Origin of the sequence: Leisingera sp. ANG-M1 (assembly GCF_000813745.1) — a bacterium.
In the GTDB taxonomy this organism is placed as follows: domain Bacteria; phylum Pseudomonadota; class Alphaproteobacteria; order Rhodobacterales; family Rhodobacteraceae; genus Leisingera.
The window spans coordinates 194,089-212,402 of sequence record NZ_JWLC01000006.1; the positions used below are offsets into that span (position 1 = coordinate 194,089).

Genomic DNA, 18,314 nt, shown 5'->3' on the forward strand with positions numbered 1-18,314 from the left:
CGGGCGGTATGTGACACTTGTTCCCTGCAGTGAAAAACGCCGCGCCGGAGCCATGGGGGCTTGCCGGCGCCGGAAACGCCGGGAGGTGTCATGTCCTACAAGTCCTTGCTTACCGTCCTAACGTCTGCGGATTCAGCCAATGCGCCCTTGGCGCAGGTCGCAGCCTTGGCGGAGTCTTTCGGCGCTCACGCCGACGCGCTCTGTCTTGGCGTCGACCGGACCCAGACCGGCTATTACTACGCCGGTGCCAATGCCCTGGTGCTGCAGGAGACTCTGGCCCGCGCGCAGGAGGAGGCCGAGGAGGTCCAGGCGCTGGCGGAAGACACCCTGCGGCGCGCGGGTGTGCCCTTTGCCGCCGACAGCGGCATTGCCCAGATCGCCGACCTTGGCCGCCACGTGGCGCGCCAAGCCCGGTTCTCCGACCTGGTGGTGCTGGGCAAGCCCTATGGGCCGGGCAAGCGCGCGGAAGCCGAGCCGATCGTCGAAGCAGCCCTGTTCGAAGGCCGCGCACCAGTTCTGGTGGTGCCGGACAAGGCAGAGCCGATGCGGCAGCCGAAAACCGTGCTGGTAGCCTGGAACGAAAGTGTCGAGGCGATGACGGCGATCCGCAAAGCACTGCCGTTCCTGATTGGCGCCGATCTGGTCCGCATCGCGGTGATCGACCCGCCGCAGCACGGGCCCGAACGGTCCGATCCCGGCGGCCTGCTGGCACAGATGCTGGCCCGGCACGGGGTGGCCTGCGAAATTGACGTGCTCAGCAAGACGCTGACCCGGGTGTCGGACATCCTGAACCGCCACGCCACCGACACCTCGGCCGACTTGATCGTGATGGGCGCCTACGGCCATTCCCGCTTCCGCGAAGCGATCCTGGGCGGCGCCACCCGCAACATGCTGGAACAGGCCGCGGTGCCGGTGCTGATGGCCCACTGAAACGTTGCGCCCGGGCCGCAACCAAGAGCTCCCGCCCGGCCCCGGCCATTTGAAAAACGGCCTCTGCCCGTTGGGCCAGGCTCAGCGCCAAAGGCGCTGAGCCTGGCCCAAGGCCGCCAGCGGATCCGGCAAAGCCGGGCACGCGCGGGCGCGGGAGCCCTCCCGGGCTTGAATGCCGCTTGATCAGTCCAAAGGCATGCCAGCCTGTGTGTCAGCCCGCCCCGCCGTTCCAGGCAAATTTGCGCGCCCGGGCCACAAACTGCTGTACCGCTTCGGCGTCCTGCCGCCCGGCAGCCACTGACAGCAGCACGCTGCGCTTCATGTCCTCGCGGGCCAGCGGCACCGTTGCGATGCCATCCATCACCACCGAATGGCGCGGCAGGATGGTGACCCCCTGGCCGGTCTTCACCAGATGCTGGATCCAGTCTTCGCGCTCGCTGCGCACCGAGATCCGCATCGGCACATTCTCCCGCACCGCGGTGGCCAGGAAAGTATCGCGGAACTCGCAGTGCAGCCGGTCCAGATAAGAGAGCCGGGACAGATCCTCCAGATCCACCTCGGACCGTGCTGCATAAGGGTGATCAGCGGCACAGGCCATCACCATGTCCTCGGTGTAAAGCTCGATATGGTGCAGCCGCCCGGCATCCGAGACCGGCGCGCCAAGAATGGCCAGATCGACGCGCCCGCTCAGAAGATCCTCGCCGATCTTCACCGCGGGCACGTCATGCAGGGTGATCTCCACGTCCCGGTGCTCGGCCAGGTAATCCAGCATGAACGGCGACAGCCGGTAGGGTCCCACTGTGCACATCACCGCAATCTCCAAAGGCTGCACATTGCCGCTGCTGATCCGCCGCGCCTCGGCCTCAGCCGAAGCCGCGCTGCGCGCCACCTCTGCCAGATGCAGCGCCATCGCCCGCCCCAGATGGGTCAGATGGGTCAGCCGCCCCTCGCGCCGGATCAGGCTGCCGCCCAGTTCCTCCTCCAGCTTGCGGACCGATTTGCTGAGCGCAGGCTGGGACACCCCGCTGCGCCTGGCGGCCTCGGAAAAATTCAAGGTGTCGGCCAGCAGCAGAAACTGGCGGATGCGGCGTAAATCCATGCGGGTCCTCCTGCCGCCAGTAAACGGCAAATCCCCATGAATGTGCAGTTATGATTTTCATAACCCACGGCCGGCCTGCGCTTTCCTACCTTTGTCCCAGCCCATCACACGACGCAGCCAAGGACATGCCGATGACCCGTGAAAACGCCAAATCCATCCTTCTCGCCGCCCTCATTCTGCTGAGCGCCCTGATCATGGCCGCTGTGGCCGGAGGGACCGTCTTTGCACAATCCGCCGCCATACGCGGGGCCGACTTCACTGCTCAGGGGGATGCCGTCCGCCCGCAGGATTACCGCCGCTGGGTCTTTGTCGGCAGCCCGCTCACACCCAACGCGCTGAATGGCGGCGAGGCGCCGTTTCCCGAATTCCATAACGTCTATGTCGAGCCAACCGCCTTTGACCATTACGCTGCCACCGGAACCTGGCCTGAGGGCACCCAGATCGCCAAGGAATTGGTGATGGTGCAGACCGATGACAGCACCGATGAGGAGACCGGCGCCAATGCGCAAGTGTCGGGCATCGGCTATTTCCAGGGCGATTTCGTGGGGCTGGAGCTGCTGGTCAAGGACAATGCGCGCTTCCCGGAAGAGCCCGGCGGCTGGGCCTTCTTCTCCTTCGGCCACGGCGGTGAGCCTTACGCAGAAACCGCGTCCGCCTTCCCCACAGATGCTTGCAATGCCTGCCACGAAGCCAATGCCGAGGATGACTTCGTCTTCACCCAGTTCTACCCGGTGCTGCGCGCAGCGAAGCCCTGAGCGGCTTTCCCCACCCAACAGCCGCAGCACAGGTCCCCAAGGGTGCGGCCCAGCACTCTTGGGGGTTTGTTCAGATAACTTGGGGATCTGTTCGGAAAGAAAGCAGCTGAGCCTGGATCAGCCCAGGAAGCCGCCGTCACTGTCGTCGCCGGCTTCTTCCATCAGGCGGCGCATGTCGGGCACGGTCACATGGCGCTTGCCTTCCAGCTCGATGATGCCGTCTTTTCTCAGCGCAGAGATCTGCCGGCTCACGGTTTCCAGCGTCAGGCCCAGATAATCCGCCATCGCTTCGCGGGTCAGCGGCAGGTCGAACACCATCCGGTTGGCGGCGCCGCCCGGCGTCAGCGAGGCATCGCGCCGGGCGATGATCGACAACAGGCTGGCGATCTTCTCGCGTGCGGTCTTTCGGCCCAGGACCAGCATCCATTCGCGCGCTGCGTCCAGTTCGTCCAGGGTCATTTCCAGCAGCCGGTGGGCGATATGCGGCGTCCGCTCCATCAGCTCTTCAAACGGCTTCTTGCGGAAGCAGCACATCACCACATCAGTGGTCGCCGCCACGTCATAGGCAGCGCCTTCGCGGCCCGGGCGGCCAACAAAATCGCTGGGCAGCAAGAGCCCCACCATCTGGGTGCGCCCGTCCTCCATCGTCTGCGTCAGCGAGGCAATGCCGGACACAACCGACCCGACGAAGTTCATAACGTCACCCGACCAGATGATCGGCTGGCCGGCTTCATAGGAGCGGTAGTATTTGATCGCATCCAGCTCTTCCAGCTCATCCGCGTCGCAGCGGGCGCAGACGGCACGGTGGCGGATCGGGCAGTCGCCGCATCTGGACTGTGACAAGACTGGTGCGTTCATTGGGAGATCCCGGTTGATCTGGGTCAAGGCTTGCCGTGGCCGGCACATATAAAACTAATGGAATGGATCAGAAAGCTCAATTGGCCAAACTCGGTTTGTTTGACGCCAAAGTGCCGCGCTATACCAGTTACCCAACGGCGCCGCACTTTAGGGAAAGCACCGATTCCACCGTGTTTTCCAGCTGGGTTTCGAGTATTTCGCCGGGCAGCAGCATCTCACTTTATGTGCATGTGCCGTTCTGCCGCAGATTATGCTGGTTTTGCGCCTGCCGCACCCAGGGCACGCAATCCGACGCGCCGGTCGAGGCCTACATCGAGGTTCTGAAGGCGGAAATCGCGCTGCTCCAGCAGCAGCTTCCCGAAGGCGTGACCCTGTCGAGGCTGCATTGGGGCGGCGGCACGCCGACCTTGCTGAGCGCAGATCTGATCCGCGGCCTGGCGGAGGCGATCACCCAGGCGCTGCCGCTGGATCCGCGGGCGGAATTCTCGGTTGAGATCGACCCGAACGAGATCGGCGGCCGGCGGCTGGACGCTCTGGCAGCGGCGGGCATGAACCGCGCATCGGTCGGGGTGCAGGATTTCGATGGCACCATTCAGCAGGCAATCGGCCGAATCCAAAGTTTTGATGCCACACGTCAGGCCATTGAGATGCTGCGTGCGCACGGCATCGAAAGCCTGAACGCCGACATTCTCTTCGGCCTGCCGCACCAGACCCCGGCCCGTATGACGGAAAGCGTGCAAAAGCTGTTGTCGCTTACCCCGGACCGGGCCGCCGTCTACGGCTATGCCCATGTTCCCTGGATGGCCGGACGGCAAAGCATGATCCGCTCGGACACGCTGCCGACGCCGGAGGCCCGGCTGGAGCTGTTCGAAACCGCCCGGCAGCTGTTCCTCTGGGACGGCTACCGGGAGATTGGCATCGACCATTTCGCGCGGCCCGAAGACGGGCTGGCCATTGCCCGGCGCACCGGCCGGCTGCGGCGCAACTTCCAAGGCTATACCGATGATCCGGCGGAGGTGCTGATCGGTATCGGCGCCTCGGCGATTTCGCGGTTTCCGCAGGGCTATGCGCAGAACGCGCCGGGCACCTCGGCGTATGTCCGCGCGATCCGGGACGGACGCTTTGCCACCGCGCGCGGCCATGCCTTTGGCGGCGATGACCTGCTTCGGGCCCGGCTGATCGAAGCGCTGATGTGTGATTTCCGCATTTGCCGCGATGAAATCCTGTCACGTTTCCCGGTCTCGGATGCGGTGCTGAATTCGATGCTGGCCGAAGCCGGTGCCGCCTTTCCCGGAATGCTGGCTCTTTCGCCGAAAGGCCTGGAAGTCCGCGAGGAAGCCCGTCCGCTGACGCGCATGATTGCCCGCAGCTTTGATGCGTATGACCTCAGCAAGGCAGGGCACAGCACCGCCATCTGACCCTTGTGCAGCAGCCGGACGCCCTCCCGCCCGTCGCCAGTGCATTTGAAAATGCCCAGCTCCCGTTGGGCCAGGCTCAGCGCCTGAGGCGCTGAGCCTGGCCCAAGGCCGCCAAGGGGATCCGGCGCAGCCGGGGCACCTGCGGGCACGGGAGTGCCCCGCCGCATTTAAAACACTGGAAAGCAGCCGGGCAGAAAAGGCCAGCACGTTTGCCGCAACTCATACACGCCGCGCAGGCCGTGAACCCGTAGATGCTGCATGCCTGACAGGGGGTTAGCCCGCCGCGGCCAGCAGCCTGCGGGTATATTCCGCTTGCGGATTTGCGAACAGCGCTTCTGCAGTGCCGGTCTCCACCACATCGCCCTGCTTCATCACCACCACATTATGGGACATCGCCCGCACCACGTTGAGGTCGTGGGAAATGAACAGATAGGCAAGGCCATAGCGGGCCTGAAGGTCACGCAGCAGCTCGACGATCTGCACCTGCACCGTCATGTCCAGCGCCGAGGTCGGCTCGTCCAGCACCACCAGTTTGGGCCGCAGCACCATGGCACGGGCGATGGCGATGCGCTGGCGCTGGCCGCCGGAGAACTCATGCGGGTAACGGTCCATCGCTGCCGGATCGAGCCCCACCTCCGTCATTACCTCTGCCACCAGTTCGCGGCTATTGCGGTGCTGGTCCACATCGTGGATCGCCAGTCCTTCGGAAATGATCTGGGCGCAGGTCATCCGCGGGCTGAGAGAGCCGAACGGATCCTGGAACACGATCTGCATGTCCTTGCGAAGCTTGCGCAGGTCGCGGGTCGACCATTTGCGAAGGTCCTGGCCGCGGAACGAGACTTCGCCCTCGGACGCAATCAGCCGCATGATCGCCAGTGCCAGGGTGGTCTTGCCGGAGCCGCTCTCGCCGACGATGCCCAGCGTCTCCCCTGCCCGCAGCGAGACCGTCATCGGATTCACCGCCTTCACATGGCCGACGGTGCGTTTCAGCAGCCCTTTCTGGATCGGAAACCAGACCTTGAGATCCTTGGCCGCCACCAGCTCCTCGGCCCCCTCCTCCACCGGCCGCGGCCGGCCGGAGGGCTCGGCCGCCAGCAGTTTCTGCGTGTAGGGGTGCTGCGGGTTGGCAAAGATCTCGGCCGCCGGGCCTTCCTCGACGATCTCGCCGTCCTTCATCACACAGACCCGGTCAGCGATGCGGCGCACGATGCCCAGATCATGAGTGATGAACAGCAGCCCCATGCCTTCGCTTTGCTTGAGCTCTGCCAGCAGGTCGAGGATCTGCGCCTGGATGGTCACATCAAGCGCGGTGGTCGGCTCATCCGCAATCAGGATATCTGGCTTATTGGCCAGCGCCATGGCGATCATCACCCGCTGACGCTGTCCGCCCGACAGCTGGTGGGGATAGGACGTCAGCCGGTTTTCCGCATCGCGGATGCCGACCTTGTTCAGAAGCTCCAGAATACGGTCGCGGGCGGCCCTGCCGGACAGCCCTTGATGCAAAGCGAGAGATTCCTCCAGCTGCCGTTCAATGGTGTGCAGCGGATTGAGCGAGGTCATCGGCTCCTGGAAGATGAAGCTGATGTCATTGCCGCGCACCTGCATCAGGTGTTTCTCACGGGCGCCGACCATTTCGGTCCCATTGTAGGTCACGGAGCCCTCGACAATGGCGCTGTCGCCCAGCAGCGAAACGGTGGAAAGCGCCGAGACGGATTTGCCGGAACCGCTTTCACCAACCAGCGCCACGGTCTCGCCCCGGTCCACCGAGAAGGAGACGCCGCGCACGGCCTGACTGATCTTGCCGTCCTGACGGAATGAGACGCGCAAGTTCTGGACGTTGAGGAGGGGCGCGCTTGATGTGGTCATTTTTCTACCCCTTGAAATCCTGCGCTAAGGGCGGTGCCCGGCCGAGGGCGGAAACGAAGTGCCCGCCCGTGGGGGCGGACGGGCACTGCCCGGCGAGCCGCCGGGCGGCGCATCTTTGCGACCTGCTCCAATTTCATGAAAACGTCTTCCGCGGATCAAAGGCATCGCGCACCCCTTCAAAGATGAAGATCAGCAGCGACAGCATGATCGCAAAGGTAAAGAAGGCGGTGAAGGCGAGCCAGGGCGCTTCCAGATTCTGTTTCGCCTGCAGTGTCAGCTCGCCCAGGCTGGGGGCCGAGGACGGCAGGCCGAAGCCTAGGAAGTCGAGGCCGGCCAGCAGCCCGATAGTGCCGGTGATGATGAAGGGCAGCATGGTCAGCGTCGCCACCATCGCATTGGGCAGCATGTGGCGGAACATGATGGTCATGTTGCCGACCCCCAGCGCCTTGGCGGCGCGGACGTATTCCAGGTTGCGGGCCCGCAGGAATTCGGCCCGCACCACGCCCACCAGTGCGGTCCAGCCGAACAGGATCATCAGCCCGACCAAGAGCCAGAAGCTGCGGCCCAGAATGGCGAACATGATGATGATCACATAAAGCGAGTTGATCGAGCCCCAGACCTCGATCACCCGCTGGAAGATAAGGTCGGTCAGACCGCCGAAATAGCCCTGCACCGCGCCGGCCAGAATGCCCAGCAGGCTGGCAGCGCCAGTAACCATCAGGGTGAACAGGATCGACAGACGGAAGCCGTAGATCACCCGCGCCAGCACATCGCGCTTGGTGTCGTCGGTGCCCAGAAGGTTCTGGCTGTTGGGTGGCAGCGGTGCCGCGCCGGGGCGGTCGACGGTGGTGTTAAAGCTGTAGGGAATCGGCGGCCAAAGGGTCCAGCCCTGCGCGAACCCGTCAGCGGCATAGGTGCCTGCGGCGATTTCGGAAAGGATGCCCTCAGGGTCATCGAAACAGTCCTCGACGCCTCCCGACTGGATCAGGCACTCGACCTCCGGATCGCCATAGATCGCCTCGGTCTGGAAATCGCCGCCGAACCTGGTCTCGGGGTAGAACTTGAACACCGGCGCATAGATTCCGCCGCGGTAGCTGACCAGGATCGGCTTGTCGTTGGCAATGAACTCGGCAAACAGCGACAGGCCGAACAGCACCGCAAAGATCCACAGCGACCAATAGGCCCGGCGGTTTTTGCGGAAATTATGCCAGCGGCGCAGGTTCAGGGGGGACAGTGCCATGGTTCAGCCCTCCCGCTTTTCAAAGTCGATGCGTGGATCGACGAACACATACATCAGGTCCGAGACGATACCGACCACCAGCCCCATCAGGCCGAAGATATACATGGTGCCGAACATCACCGGGTAATCGCGCGCCACCGCGGCCTCGAACCCCAGGCGGCCAAGGCCGTCAAGCGAGAAGATCGTCTCAATGATCAGCGAGCCGGAGAAGAAGACTCCGATGAACACCGCAGGGAAACCGGCAATCACAATCAGCATCGCATTGCGGAACACATGGCCATACAGCACCCGGGTCTCGCCCAGCCCCTTGGCGCGGGCGGTCATCACATATTGCTTCTTGATCTCATCCAGGAAGGAGTTCTTGGTCAGCAGCGTCAGCGTCGCAAAGGCCGCGATGGTCGAAGCTGCCACCGGCAGTGCAATGTGCCAGAAATAGTCTGCGATCTTGCCAAACAGGCTGAGGCTTTCCCAATTGTCCGAGGTAAGGCCCCGCAGCGGAAATACCTGCCAATAGGAGCCGCCGGCCAGCAGCACCAGCAGCATGATGGCAAACAGGAAACCCGGAATGGCATAGGCTGCAATAATCACACCGCTGGTCCAGGTATCAAACGAGGAGCCGTCGCGCATCGCCTTGCGGATGCCCAGCGGGATCGAGATCAGATAGGCAATGAGCGTCGACCACAGGCCCAGCGAGATCGAGACCGGCATTTTCTCAAGCACCAGGTCAGTCACCCCGATCTTGCGGAAATAGCTCTCGCCGAAATCGAAGGTAGCATAATTGCCAAGCATGATCAGAAAGCGTTCCAACGGCGGCTTGTCGAGACCGAACTGCTGTTCCAGCTCGGCAATCAGCTCCGGCGGCAGGCCCTGGCGGCCGGCATAGTTTTCGTTGGCGCCGATGGTCTCGGTGCCGGTGTCGCCGCCATTGCCGGCGAAACCTTCGAACACATCGCCGCCGCCTTCAATCTGGGCGATGATCTGCTCGACGGGGCCGCCGGGCACGAATTGCACCAGGGCAAAATTCACCACCAGGATGCCGAACAGCGTTGGGATCACCAGCAGCAAGCGGCGCAGGATATAGGCTGCCATGGCCGGGGCTTACCGCAGTGCGCCAGCGGACTTCAGCGCCGCTTCGCGGTCTGCATCAATCCACCACAGGTCCAGGAAACCGGGGCTGTAGGGCGGCAGGTTCTCCGGCTGGGCGTACATGTCCCAATAGGCGATCCAGTTCACATCCAGATACCAGGTTGGTACCGCAAAGCGTTTGGCGCGCAGCACACGGTCCAAGGCGCGGACATTGGCGCGCAGTTCCTCCTGCGCCTTGGCGTTGACAATATTGCCGATCAGCGCATCGACCGCCGGGTCCGCCAGCCCTGCGGGATTGAAGACCGAATACTCATGCGCCTCCGAACCGAAATACTGGTAGAGACCGGTCGAGGGCTCCAAAGACATTGAATAGGCCGAGGAAATCATGTCGAACTCCTTTTCCCGGCGGCGGCTGGTGAACTGCGCGTAATCGACCCGGTTCACCACCGCGTCCAGCCCCATGGTCTTGAGGTTGGTGGCATAGGGCTGCACGATGCGCTCGATGGTCGGGCTGTCGACCAGGAACTCCAGCTTGAACACTTCGCCGTCCGCATTGCGGCGCAGGCCGTCATCGCCCACGGTCCAGCCGGCCGCGTCCAGCAGCTTCATCGCCTTGCGCAGGTTGCGCCGGTCGCCCGGGCGGGCGGCCTTGGACGCATGCGCCATCACCGGCTCGGCGGTCAGCAGCGCCGGATCGATCTGATCGCCGAGCGCCTCCAGCACTTCTTTCTCCCGCCCCTCGGGCAGGCCTTGGGCCTGCAGCGGCGTGTCCTGCCAGAAGGAGGAGCGGTGGCGGAACAGGCCGTATTGCAGGCTCTCATTGGTCCACTCGAAGTTATAGCCCAGCTGCAGCGCCTCGCGAACGCGGATGTCCTGGAACTTGGGCCGCAGCAGATTCATCACAAAGCCCGAAGCCGCTGGCACGTTGCCGTCCAGGATCTCGCCCTTGACCACTTGGCCGTTGTTCACTGCATCAAAGTTGTAGGCTGTGGCCCAGCTTTTAGAGCTGTTCTCGGGCCGCAGGGTATAGACGCCGGCCTTGAAGCCTTCCATCGCTGCCACCGCATCGCCGAAATACTCCACCCGGATACTGTCATAGTTATGGCGGCCGAGGTTCACGTTGACATCCTTGCCCCAGTAGTCCGGGTTGCGGCGGTAGGTGATGCTCTGGTTCACCTCCGCCTTGTCCAGCACGTAGGGGCCGGAGCCAATGCCCGGGTCCAGCCGCGGCTCGTCTATGCGGCGGTTCTCCGGATCGGCCTCGAACCATGCCTTGGAAAATACAGGGGTGCCGCTGACCTGAGATATCATCGCCCGGCGCGGGAAGTCCGGTGAGAAGTAGAACTTGACGCGGTGCGGCCCCAGCGCTTCGGCCTTGGGGATACGCTTGCGCACCGCCTCGGCATAGGATTTCAGCCCCTGGTCCAGCAGGATGTTGTGCGAGAACACCACATCATCCGCGGTAACCGGGGAGCCATCGGAAAACCGCGCCTCGGGGCGCAGGTTGAAGATCACCCAGTCCTGGCTTTCCGGATACTCAAGGCTTTCGGCCAGCAGCCCGTAATAGGAGCCGGGCTCGTCATAGGACGCCACCATGAGGCTTTCGAAATGCTCCGACGACAGCGCCCCCGCACGGCCCTTTCGGGTATATGGGTTCATGCTGTCAAAGGTTCCGACCGAGGAGATCGACAGCTCGCCGCCCTTGGGTGCGTCCGGGTTCACATAGTCGAAATGCTGGAACTCCGGGCCGTATTTCAATTCGCCGAACTCGGCAAAGCCATGCGCCTTGATGATGGTCTCTTCCGCCTTGGCCAGCGTCGCTGCTGCCAGTGCCAGAACAAGCCCCAAGGCAAGCGCCGCAGCGGCCTGCACCGGGTTCACCCTCTCCTTTGCGCGCACACGCGCCGCAGCCTGAGCGGTTTTCATCTGCCATGACCTCCTTTGCCCAGGGACTGCCCGCCCCGGATGTTTTCTGCCCTCAAGCTAATGGCCGGGGGTGGTAACATTCAAGTTGAGATTGGGTGATTTCCCGGTGTCTTTGCCGCCGCTTTCGGCGTGCCGCTGCCGATCCGCCCCGCGCCGGCAGGCCGCGCTTGCCCGTACGCTGGCCGCGTGCAAGCCTCGCATCACAATCTCGTTAACAAACCTGGGAGACAGCTGATGCCGAAACCGAAGATAATTGCCGCCCTTGCCCTAGCCGGAGCCGCCGCTCTTAGCGCCTGCGCCCAGCAGGAAGAGGAAGTGGTCTACAGCAGCCCCGAAGAAGCGTTCTGCGTTCAAAGCGGCGGCAGCTATGTGCTGCGCAGCGGCAAGGCGGGCACCATCGGCGTCTGCATCCTGCCCGACGGCCAGGAGCGCGATGCACGGGCCTATTACCTGGAAAACAACCCTGGCTGAGCTCGTCATCTTTGCTGCCAGCAAAAAAGCCGCTGCAAATGCAGCGGCTTCTTCATTCGGATTGCTTGGACAGCGGTCTGGCTTAGTTGTCCAGGCTGTCCAGGTAAGCGATCAGGTTCACGCGGTCTTTCTGCTTCTTCAGACCGGAGAACGACATGGTGGTGCCCGAGGCGTAAGCCGACGGCTTGGCCAGGAAGGCATCCAGTTCTTCTGCGGTCCAGGCTTTGTCCGCCATGCCGGTCAGCGCGCCGGAGTAGCCGAAGCCCGGAGCGGCAGCGATGGTGCGGCCAACCACGCCATAGAGATACGGGCCGGTCGAGTTGGCGCCGTCTTCCAGCTTGTGGCAAGCGGAGCATTTCTTGAAAACCTTGGCGCCTTTGGCAACATCGGCAGAGGCCATCAGCTCTTCGAAGCTGACTTCCGGCTCATCACTTGCGGCTTCAGCCGAGGCGACTTCGATCACATAGGCGGCCTCACCATGGCTGTCGACGTGATACAGGCCCTCTGCGGCCCATTTGCCCAGCAGGAGAACCAGGAACGCGCCGCAGACGCCTGCGGTCGCTTTGGTAAGGGTCATTGTGTCAAACATGAATCGCGGGTCCATTTAGCTGTCTGACCGGCTGTCTAAGGCTTCCCCTCTCAAGTGGCAAGGTATAGACAGCGCGACGAAACGCCCAATTGTTGAAGTTTTGCACCGGGAACACACCTCATGACCCGCAAGATCGCCATTCAGGGGGAGCTGGGCTCCTACAGCCACGAGGCCTGCCGCAACGCCCGCCACGACATGGAAGTGCTGCCCTGCCGCACTTTCGAGGATGCGATAGCAGCGGTAAAGAGCGGTGCAGCCGATCAGGCAATGCTGCCGGTGGAGAACTCCACCTACGGCCGGGTCGCCGATATCCACCGCCTTTTGCCGCACAGCGGGCTGCATATCGTCGACGAGGCCTTTGTGCGAGTGCACATCAATGTGCTGGGGGTTCCGGGCGCCAAGCTAGAGGATATCCGCGAGGCAAAATCGCACCTGGTGCTGCTGCCGCAATGCGGCACCTTCCTGCGCGAGCACAGCATCACCGGCCGGGTCAGCCCTGACAACGCGCGGGCGGCGCGCGATGTGGCCGATGCAGGCGACAAACATGTGGCGGCGCTGGCCAGCGAGCTGGCAGGCGAGATCTACGGGCTGGAGGTTCTGGCCCGCCATATCGAGGACAACGGCGACAACACCACCCGCTTCCTGATCATGTCGCCGGAGCCGGACTACCGCCGCCGCGGCGCCCATAACATGATCACCAGTTTCGTGTTCCAGGTGCGCAACATCCCGGCGGCCCTCTATAAGGCGATGGGCGGCTTTGCCACAAATGGCATCAACATGACCAAGCTGGAAAGCTATATGGTGGACGGCTCCTTCACCGCCACGCAGTTCTACGCCGATATCGACGGCCATCCGGACGATCCGCATGTGCAGCTGGCAATGGACGAGTTGAGCTATTTCACCACCAATGTGGAGATCCTGGGGGTCTATCCGGCGGATAACGGACGGTTCTGAACTGGTTTTTCCGGCAGGGGCATTGCCCCTCTTGGCCTCACGGCCAATTCATCCCAGGATACTTCGAACCAGAAAAAAACAGTACCCCGCCGCGCACCAGCGCGGCGCCGGGCCCAACGGCAAGGGTGCAATCTTTGATTGCGCCAGAGGCGGCGGGAGAACTCCCGTTGCTATTCACATGCGATGCGGGGGGGGCAAGTGAGAGGCTGGACATCGACCCAAGCGGGGCTCGTTGTGGCTGCTTCCTTCCGGACCTGACCAGGTTGGCGAGGCGCCTGCCCGCGCCAACCTCTCGATTCCCCGTATAAGCACAGGTGCCGGGAATGGCAATAGCCCCGGCTGCCGCTCAGAGCTTCAGATCCAGATGCAGGAAACCGCCACTGTTCAACCCGCGCAGCTCCACAAGCCCTGCCGGCAGTTCCTCCAGAAACCCCGCTGCGCCCGGACCGGTCACAGCAACTGCACGTGTTCCGGGCAACGGCGCCAAACGCCAGGGGTACGGCGCTTCCGCCAGCGGGTCCGCTGGAAGCCGGCCGGCGATATAGTCGCGCACCGCACCGCGGATCCGCATCGGCGGCAGCGGCAGCTGCTCAGCTTCCCGAAGCATCCGAAAGCTGCCCCCGCCGCTGACCCGGTAGCTGTTGGCTGCAACTGCGAAACGCTGCGTCGGCCCAACCGGCTGCCCGTTCCAGGACAGCCCTAGAATCCGCTGCGCCTCCGGATTGATCCGTTCCCCTGCAGCGGAAAACCGCGCCGGCTGGGAGACGTCGATCCGGTAGCTCAGCCCGAACACCACATCGAAATTGTGCCCCGCCCGCTGCGGGTCGACCAAAGGCTGGCCCGCACTGCCCGGCTCCACCTGACTGAACAGGCCGGCCGACATTTCCAGCCAGTCCTGCAATTGGGTGCCGCTCACCGTTACAACCCGCAGCTCGTTCGGAAAAATCTGCAAATCTGCGATGTTGCGGGCCGAAAGCTTTCCTGCGGCGATCTCGGTATAGAATTGCGGCCCCGAACGGCCGCCGAACTTGCAGGGTGCAACGGCCGACAACAGCGGCAAACCCTCCGCGGCGGTGCCCGGCAGCAGCGGCCGCACCGCTGCTGCCTGTGCGCTGCCGACCAGCGACAGGCCGCGGTCCGGTGCAAAGAAAGTAAAATAGGAGTGCATTGCCACCGAGCTGTAGCCCGCAGGCTGGCGCATCCGCTCCAGTGTCCGCGCGTGATCTGCAGCCAGCGCCCTCGCAAAGCCGGGCGCCTCCGGCACTAGAGGCACCGCCGCGCCATCCGGCGCCTTTTGCGCCACCGGCAGCACGCCGGCGCTGCCGCCCGCGGCACGCCAGCCCGCAGAGCCGTATTCCAGATCCAGGCTGATCACACCAAGGTGCGAGCCATGCGCGCCCGGCATCACCACCGGCTTGTCGAACGCATGCGACTTATCCGGCAGCGTCAGATGCGTGTGGCCGGCAACCACCGCATCAATCTCCGCAATCTGCGCCAGCGGCTCCAGTGCGTTTTCGCTGAGATCCGCACCGGATTTGACTGCCAGGCCGGTATGAGCCAGCGCAAGCACCAGGTCGCAGCCGTCTTCTTTCAGCCTGCGGGCAAGCACCGCCGCGGTCTCGGCAATCCCGTCGGCCGCCAGCTGCGCCTGCAGCTCCGCACCGCACCAGGCCAGCGTCTGCGGCGGCAGAACCGATACCAGCCCGATCCGCACCGGTGGCAGCTCCGGGCAGCCCGGAACCTGCCTCTCCAGCACAGCCAAAGGCGCAAACGGCAATGCCAATCCCGGCTGCAACGCCGTCAGATTTGAGCACAGCACCGGGCAGTCCACATCCTTCAGGATCCCCGCCAGCGCCTCCAGCCCGAAATCAAAATCATGATTGCCAAGCCCGGCCGCGTCATACTCAAGCTCCTGAAAGGCACGCGCCAGAGGATGCGGCCCCTCCGCGCCGGGGATGATGTCGCCCAGCGGCGAGCCCTGAAACCCGTCGCCGTTGTCCACCAGGATGCAAGCAGCCCCCTCCCGCGCCGCCGCTTCCCGTTCGCGTGCGATCAGGCTAGCCACCCGGGACAGCCCGATAGCCGGGTCCGGCCGGTCTGCGTAATAGTCATGGCTCAGCAGATTGCAGTGCAGGTCCGTGGTCGCCAGCACGCGCAGCACCCCGGAAACCCGGGGCTCTGGAGCTTCCGCCCCGCCTGTCATGTCCGAATTTCTGCTGACACCGCCTGCCGCCGCTCCTTCCAGCGCCGTTTGGCGCCGTTCTTGGTTTGCCGCTATTTGAATCAGCGTTTTAACGATTTGCAAAGAAACCTTTTTGCAGCATTTGAAATTTTATTAACGCGGCGGCAGCCGGGCCGCATTCCGGCCCTGTTCCGCAGGAAAATGACGCAAACCGGGCGAAGCAGGTGTGGCGGTGCAGTGACAGGCAAGCTCGGATCACCGGCAATTACTGGCAACCCTGCCAACGCACTGGCATGGAGAAACCTAGCCCGTCCGTTGAACGCAACCAAGCCGCCGCCAGCCAAAGGAGAGCTGCCATGAAACACGCAGAACAGGTCACTTTCGGCGGCGGCGGCGGGCTGGAACGGGCGGCGCATATGCGCGGCGACCCGGAAGCCCTGACTGCAGCCTGGGCGGACTGCCGGGCGCAGGTGCTGCTGATGTGGCGCGGCAAGCCGCTGACGGTGCGGGAGGCCGGCGCGGATCTGCCCGGCGGGCTGGCCTGGACGGCGCCCGCCCATGCGCTGGCCGCCAGCCGTCAGGACGAAGCTCTGTTCCTGGGCCTGGCTCCCGGCGGCACGCCCTGCTTTGCCTGCGACCTCAGCGATTGGCAGCCTGATGGGCTGGATCAGGATGCGCTCAACAGCTTTGCCGATGCCAGCGAACAGCAGCACCCCGATCTGCCGCCGGCCCATGTCTTTGCCGAGCTGCGCCGGGTGATGACCCGGCTGACGCCGCTGGAAGCAGAACTGGCCGCCACCGCCAAGGCGCTTTTGTCCTGGCACCGCAGCCACCGGTTCTGTGCCAGCTGCGGCGAACCCAGCAACCTGGCGCAGGCAGGCTGGCAGCGGCTCTGCCCGTCGTGCAAAACACCGCATTTCCCGCGCACGGACCCGGTGGTGATCATGCTGATCACTCACGGCGATTCGGTGCTGATGGGCCGCTCTCCCGGCTGGCCCGAAGGCATGTACTCCTTACTGGCAGGGTTTGTGGAGCCAGGCGAGACCCTGGAAGCCGCGGTGCGCCGGGAAACTTTTGAGGAAACCGGCGTGCGGGTGGGCCCGGTCAGCTACCTGTCCTCGCAGCCCTGGGCCTTCCCGATGTCGCTGATGTTCGGCTGCGCAGGCGAAGCGGTGAGCCAGGACATCACCATTGATCCGAATGAAATCGAAGACGCGCTTTGGGTCAGCCGCCAGGAGATGATGACGGTCTTTGCCGGCGGGCATCCGGTTCTGAAGCCGGCGCGAAAAGGCGCAATTGCACATTTTCTGCTCAAGAACTGGCTTGCGGACACGCTGGACTAAGGCGCATATTCGCCGCAACCGGCGCAGCACCTAGACCGCACAACCAAGACAGGCAAGCATGGAATTCCAGAGCAAAGAAGACATTGAAGCCCCGATTGCCGAAGTATTCGGCGTGGTTAGCGATTTTGAGCTGCTGGAACGCTCTGCCCTGCGGCGCGGCATCGAAGTGCAGCGCGCCGGCGATATTGCGCACCCGGAAAACGGCTTGGTCTGGGACTTCAAATTCCGGTTCCGCGGCAAGGCGCGCGACATTCGCCTGACCTTGGATTCCATTACGCCGGTCACCGGGCTGAGCCTGACTGGAGGCGGCAGCGGTATTGACGGCCGACTGAACATCGAACTGCTGGCCCTGTCGCCGCAGCGCACCCGCATGTCGGTCCGGCTGAAACTCTCACCCACCACCCTGACCGGCCGTCTGCTGGTGCAGTCGCTGAAGCTTGCCCGCAGCAATCTCACCCGCCGCTTCAAGCTGCGCCTGGCCGAGTATGCGCGGGTTACCGAGGAACGGCTGAACCGCAGCGCGTGACGCGGCCTCCCGGGCAGGGGCGCTGCCCCTCTTGGCCTAACAGCCAATTCACCCCGGAGTATTTCAGACCAGAAAGAAGCCCGGCAGGCATTGCACACCGGCCCCTGCGGTCCGGAAGCCCGGTTATTCCTTTTGCGGCACCAGCTGCGGCCAAAGCGCGGCATTGCTGCGGGTAAAGGCGCCGAGGTGGCCTATGGCTTTCAGGCCGTACGCCTGCGGATCCAGAATTATGCGCTCCTGCGGCACATCGCCAAAGACCCTGCCCAGCTGCCAGACCGCAGCGGGCGGTACAACATCGTCATCCGCTGCAGCAAACAGGCTTACGGGAATACCCGCCGCCTCCCATCGCGGCTGCGGCAGCTCCTGCCTGGTCTCCGGCAAATAGCTGCCGCGGGTGGTGCACCAACGGCGCCACTGCCAATAGACTCCGGCAGGCAGGTCTGCTCCGAACCCAACCGCGCGCCCGGGCAGATAGCCCAGGGCGCGGACCAGCGGCGGCACATGGCCGAACCAGAAAGCCAGCGCCAGCGCGCGGTAGGGCCAGGGGTGATCGTGGTGGTGCACCAAGCCGCCCGCAACCACGATCATGCGGGCGACGTCCTCTAGGCCATCCTGCAGGGGCATCAGCATCGCCCCCAGCGAATGGCCGATAACCCACAGCGGCACTCCCGCATAGTGCCGCCGCATTTCGTCCCGGGCGGCGGGCTGATCCGCCAGCGCCCAATCGGCCATCGTTGCTTTTGACCGGCGCGGATGACCCTGCGCCGAGGCGCCGAAATCCCGGTAGTCATAGGTGAGGCAGGCCACCTGCCGCTCCGCCACCAGCCAGCGCGCGAAATGCCGGTAATAGCGCTGCGGCACCCCGGTGGCCCCGTTCAGCACCACGGCTGCCCGCGGCCGGCTTGCCGGCTGGTAAAGCCGTCCTGCCAGCACAGAGTCCCCGGAGGGAAACCGCAGCTCCTGCTCACGCACTGCCGCTGACTGATCTGCGCTGCTGTCCAGCATTGCCGCCTCCTAGACCAATCGGTCCAATCGCATCACTGGACCAATCGGTCTATTGCTGTCAAGCTG

At 63.9% G+C, this 18,314-nt stretch carries 17 protein-coding genes and 1 other RNA gene; 8 read left to right on the forward strand and 10 right to left on the reverse strand.

All coding sequences use genetic code 11. The annotated features are described in order from the left end of the window. Positions 1 to 90: 90 nt before the first annotated feature. The gene (locus tag RA19_RS04750; protein ID WP_039160019.1) at positions 91 to 930 is read left to right on the forward strand and encodes a universal stress protein; all 840 of its coding nucleotides are present in this window, start codon (positions 91 to 93) and stop codon (positions 928 to 930) included. Between the two features lie 211 nt (positions 931 to 1,141). On the opposite strand, the gene RA19_RS04755 is transcribed toward RA19_RS04750, so the two are convergent. Then, positions 1,142 to 2,029 carry a LysR family transcriptional regulator gene (locus tag RA19_RS04755; RefSeq protein ID WP_039160020.1) on the reverse strand — a complete coding sequence of 296 codons (888 nt, stop codon included), beginning with the start codon at positions 2,027 to 2,029 and terminating at the stop codon, positions 1,142 to 1,144. Positions 2,030 to 2,160: 131 nt separating this feature from the next. Between RA19_RS04755 and RA19_RS04760 the strand changes: the two genes are divergently transcribed. Continuing rightward, positions 2,161 to 2,784, forward strand: coding sequence for a cytochrome P460 family protein (locus RA19_RS04760; protein WP_039160280.1), 624 nt, complete (start codon positions 2,161 to 2,163; stop codon positions 2,782 to 2,784). A 117-nt stretch (positions 2,785 to 2,901) separates the two neighbouring features. Here the strand turns inward: RA19_RS04760 and fnrL are convergent, their stop codons facing one another. Continuing rightward, positions 2,902 to 3,642, reverse strand: coding sequence for a transcriptional regulator FnrL (gene fnrL, locus RA19_RS04765; protein ID WP_039160022.1), 741 nt, complete (start codon positions 3,640 to 3,642; stop codon positions 2,902 to 2,904). A 62-nt stretch (positions 3,643 to 3,704) separates the two neighbouring features. Here fnrL and hemN point away from each other — a divergent pair, with 62 nt between their 5' ends. Beyond that, a complete protein-coding gene (gene hemN / locus RA19_RS04770) occupies positions 3,705 to 5,060 on the forward strand; it encodes an oxygen-independent coproporphyrinogen III oxidase (RefSeq protein WP_039160025.1) in 1,356 nt (451 codons plus the stop codon). A gap of 273 nt (positions 5,061 to 5,333) precedes the next feature. On the opposite strand, the gene RA19_RS04775 is transcribed toward hemN, so the two are convergent. From RA19_RS04775 to RA19_RS04790, 4 genes are all read right to left on the reverse strand, one after another. After that, positions 5,334 to 6,926, reverse strand: coding sequence for an ABC transporter ATP-binding protein (locus RA19_RS04775; protein ID WP_039160027.1), 1,593 nt, complete (start codon positions 6,924 to 6,926; stop codon positions 5,334 to 5,336). 133 nt (positions 6,927 to 7,059) lie between these two features. Then, complete coding sequence (locus RA19_RS04780) at positions 7,060 to 8,166, reverse strand: ABC transporter permease (RefSeq protein WP_039160029.1); 1,107 nt, start codon at positions 8,164 to 8,166, stop codon at positions 7,060 to 7,062. Between the two features lie 3 nt (positions 8,167 to 8,169). Continuing rightward, a complete protein-coding gene (locus RA19_RS04785) occupies positions 8,170 to 9,255 on the reverse strand; it encodes a microcin C ABC transporter permease YejB (RefSeq protein WP_039160031.1) in 1,086 nt (361 codons plus the stop codon). Between the two features lie 9 nt (positions 9,256 to 9,264). Then, entirely contained in the window at positions 9,265 to 11,178 is a 1,914-nt protein-coding gene (locus RA19_RS04790; protein WP_039160033.1) for an extracellular solute-binding protein, read from the reverse strand. A gap of 234 nt (positions 11,179 to 11,412) precedes the next feature. Here RA19_RS04790 and RA19_RS04795 point away from each other — a divergent pair, with 234 nt between their 5' ends. Next, positions 11,413 to 11,649 (forward strand): DUF333 domain-containing protein, encoded by a 237-nt coding sequence (locus RA19_RS04795; protein WP_039160036.1) that lies wholly within the window; start codon positions 11,413 to 11,415, stop codon positions 11,647 to 11,649. An 82-nt stretch (positions 11,650 to 11,731) separates the two neighbouring features. On the opposite strand, the gene RA19_RS04800 is transcribed toward RA19_RS04795, so the two are convergent. Further along, the gene (locus RA19_RS04800; protein ID WP_039160281.1) at positions 11,732 to 12,238 is read right to left on the reverse strand and encodes a c-type cytochrome; all 507 of its coding nucleotides are present in this window, start codon (positions 12,236 to 12,238) and stop codon (positions 11,732 to 11,734) included. A 120-nt stretch (positions 12,239 to 12,358) separates the two neighbouring features. Here RA19_RS04800 and RA19_RS04805 point away from each other — a divergent pair, with 120 nt between their 5' ends. After that, positions 12,359 to 13,192 carry a prephenate dehydratase gene (locus RA19_RS04805; protein WP_039160039.1) on the forward strand — a complete coding sequence of 278 codons (834 nt, stop codon included), beginning with the start codon at positions 12,359 to 12,361 and terminating at the stop codon, positions 13,190 to 13,192. 196 nt (positions 13,193 to 13,388) lie between these two features. Here RA19_RS04805 and ffs read toward each other — a convergent pair. Then, positions 13,389 to 13,487, reverse strand: an RNA gene (ffs, locus tag RA19_RS26090) — signal recognition particle sRNA small type. A gap of 51 nt (positions 13,488 to 13,538) precedes the next feature. Beyond that, a complete protein-coding gene (locus tag RA19_RS04810; RefSeq protein WP_241479021.1) occupies positions 13,539 to 15,344 on the reverse strand; it encodes a 5'-nucleotidase C-terminal domain-containing protein in 1,806 nt (601 codons plus the stop codon). On the opposite strand from RA19_RS04810, the gene RA19_RS26900 reads away from it, so the two are divergent. Genes RA19_RS26900 through RA19_RS04820 form a run of 3 tightly spaced genes read left to right on the forward strand, consistent with a single transcriptional unit; the run spans position 15,303 to position 17,243 of the window. Beyond that, positions 15,303 to 15,734 carry a hypothetical protein gene (locus tag RA19_RS26900; RefSeq protein WP_193748229.1) on the forward strand — a complete coding sequence of 144 codons (432 nt, stop codon included), beginning with the start codon at positions 15,303 to 15,305 and terminating at the stop codon, positions 15,732 to 15,734. The two genes, RA19_RS04810 and RA19_RS26900, sit on opposite strands and share 42 nt — an antisense overlap. Then, entirely contained in the window at positions 15,731 to 16,717 is a 987-nt protein-coding gene (gene nudC, locus RA19_RS04815; protein WP_039160044.1) for an NAD(+) diphosphatase, read from the forward strand. Before RA19_RS26900 ends, nudC begins: the two co-directional genes overlap by 4 nt. 58 nt (positions 16,718 to 16,775) lie before the next feature. Then, positions 16,776 to 17,243 (forward strand): SRPBCC family protein, encoded by a 468-nt coding sequence (locus RA19_RS04820; RefSeq protein ID WP_039160047.1) that lies wholly within the window; start codon positions 16,776 to 16,778, stop codon positions 17,241 to 17,243. Positions 17,244 to 17,366: 123 nt separating this feature from the next. On the opposite strand, the gene RA19_RS04825 is transcribed toward RA19_RS04820, so the two are convergent. Continuing rightward, complete coding sequence (locus RA19_RS04825; protein ID WP_039160049.1) at positions 17,367 to 18,248, reverse strand: alpha/beta hydrolase family protein; 882 nt, start codon at positions 18,246 to 18,248, stop codon at positions 17,367 to 17,369. Between the last annotated feature and the right edge of the window lie 66 nt (positions 18,249 to 18,314).

What these genes read in the sequence shown, in the direction of transcription:
- RA19_RS04800 (WP_039160281.1), bottom strand. Translation starts at nt 12,238, where the DNA reads ATGTTTGACACAATGACCCTTACCAAAGCGACCGCAGGCGTCTGCGGC.
- nudC (WP_039160044.1), top strand. Translation starts at nt 15,731, where the DNA reads ATGAAACACGCAGAACAGGTCACTTTCGGCGGCGGCGGCGGGCTGGAA.
- RA19_RS04780 (WP_039160029.1), bottom strand. Translation starts at nt 8,166, where the DNA reads ATGGCACTGTCCCCCCTGAACCTGCGCCGCTGGCATAATTTCCGCAAA.
- RA19_RS04825 (WP_039160049.1), bottom strand. Translation starts at nt 18,248, where the DNA reads ATGCTGGACAGCAGCGCAGATCAGTCAGCGGCAGTGCGTGAGCAGGAG.
- RA19_RS04775 (WP_039160027.1), bottom strand. Translation starts at nt 6,926, where the DNA reads ATGACCACATCAAGCGCGCCCCTCCTCAACGTCCAGAACTTGCGCGTC.
- RA19_RS04820 (WP_039160047.1), top strand. Translation starts at nt 16,776, where the DNA reads ATGGAATTCCAGAGCAAAGAAGACATTGAAGCCCCGATTGCCGAAGTA.
- RA19_RS04790 (WP_039160033.1), bottom strand. Translation starts at nt 11,178, where the DNA reads ATGAAAACCGCTCAGGCTGCGGCGCGTGTGCGCGCAAAGGAGAGGGTG.
- RA19_RS04760 (WP_039160280.1), top strand. Translation starts at nt 2,161, where the DNA reads ATGACCCGTGAAAACGCCAAATCCATCCTTCTCGCCGCCCTCATTCTG.
- RA19_RS04805 (WP_039160039.1), top strand. Translation starts at nt 12,359, where the DNA reads ATGACCCGCAAGATCGCCATTCAGGGGGAGCTGGGCTCCTACAGCCAC.
- RA19_RS04785 (WP_039160031.1), bottom strand. Translation starts at nt 9,255, where the DNA reads ATGGCAGCCTATATCCTGCGCCGCTTGCTGCTGGTGATCCCAACGCTG.
- RA19_RS04750 (WP_039160019.1), top strand. Translation starts at nt 91, where the DNA reads ATGTCCTACAAGTCCTTGCTTACCGTCCTAACGTCTGCGGATTCAGCC.
- RA19_RS04795 (WP_039160036.1), top strand. Translation starts at nt 11,413, where the DNA reads ATGCCGAAACCGAAGATAATTGCCGCCCTTGCCCTAGCCGGAGCCGCC.
- RA19_RS04755 (WP_039160020.1), bottom strand. Translation starts at nt 2,029, where the DNA reads ATGGATTTACGCCGCATCCGCCAGTTTCTGCTGCTGGCCGACACCTTG.
- fnrL (WP_039160022.1), bottom strand. Translation starts at nt 3,642, where the DNA reads ATGAACGCACCAGTCTTGTCACAGTCCAGATGCGGCGACTGCCCGATC.
- hemN (WP_039160025.1), top strand. Translation starts at nt 3,705, where the DNA reads ATGGATCAGAAAGCTCAATTGGCCAAACTCGGTTTGTTTGACGCCAAA.
- RA19_RS26900 (WP_193748229.1), top strand. Translation starts at nt 15,303, where the DNA reads ATGGCTCAGCAGATTGCAGTGCAGGTCCGTGGTCGCCAGCACGCGCAG.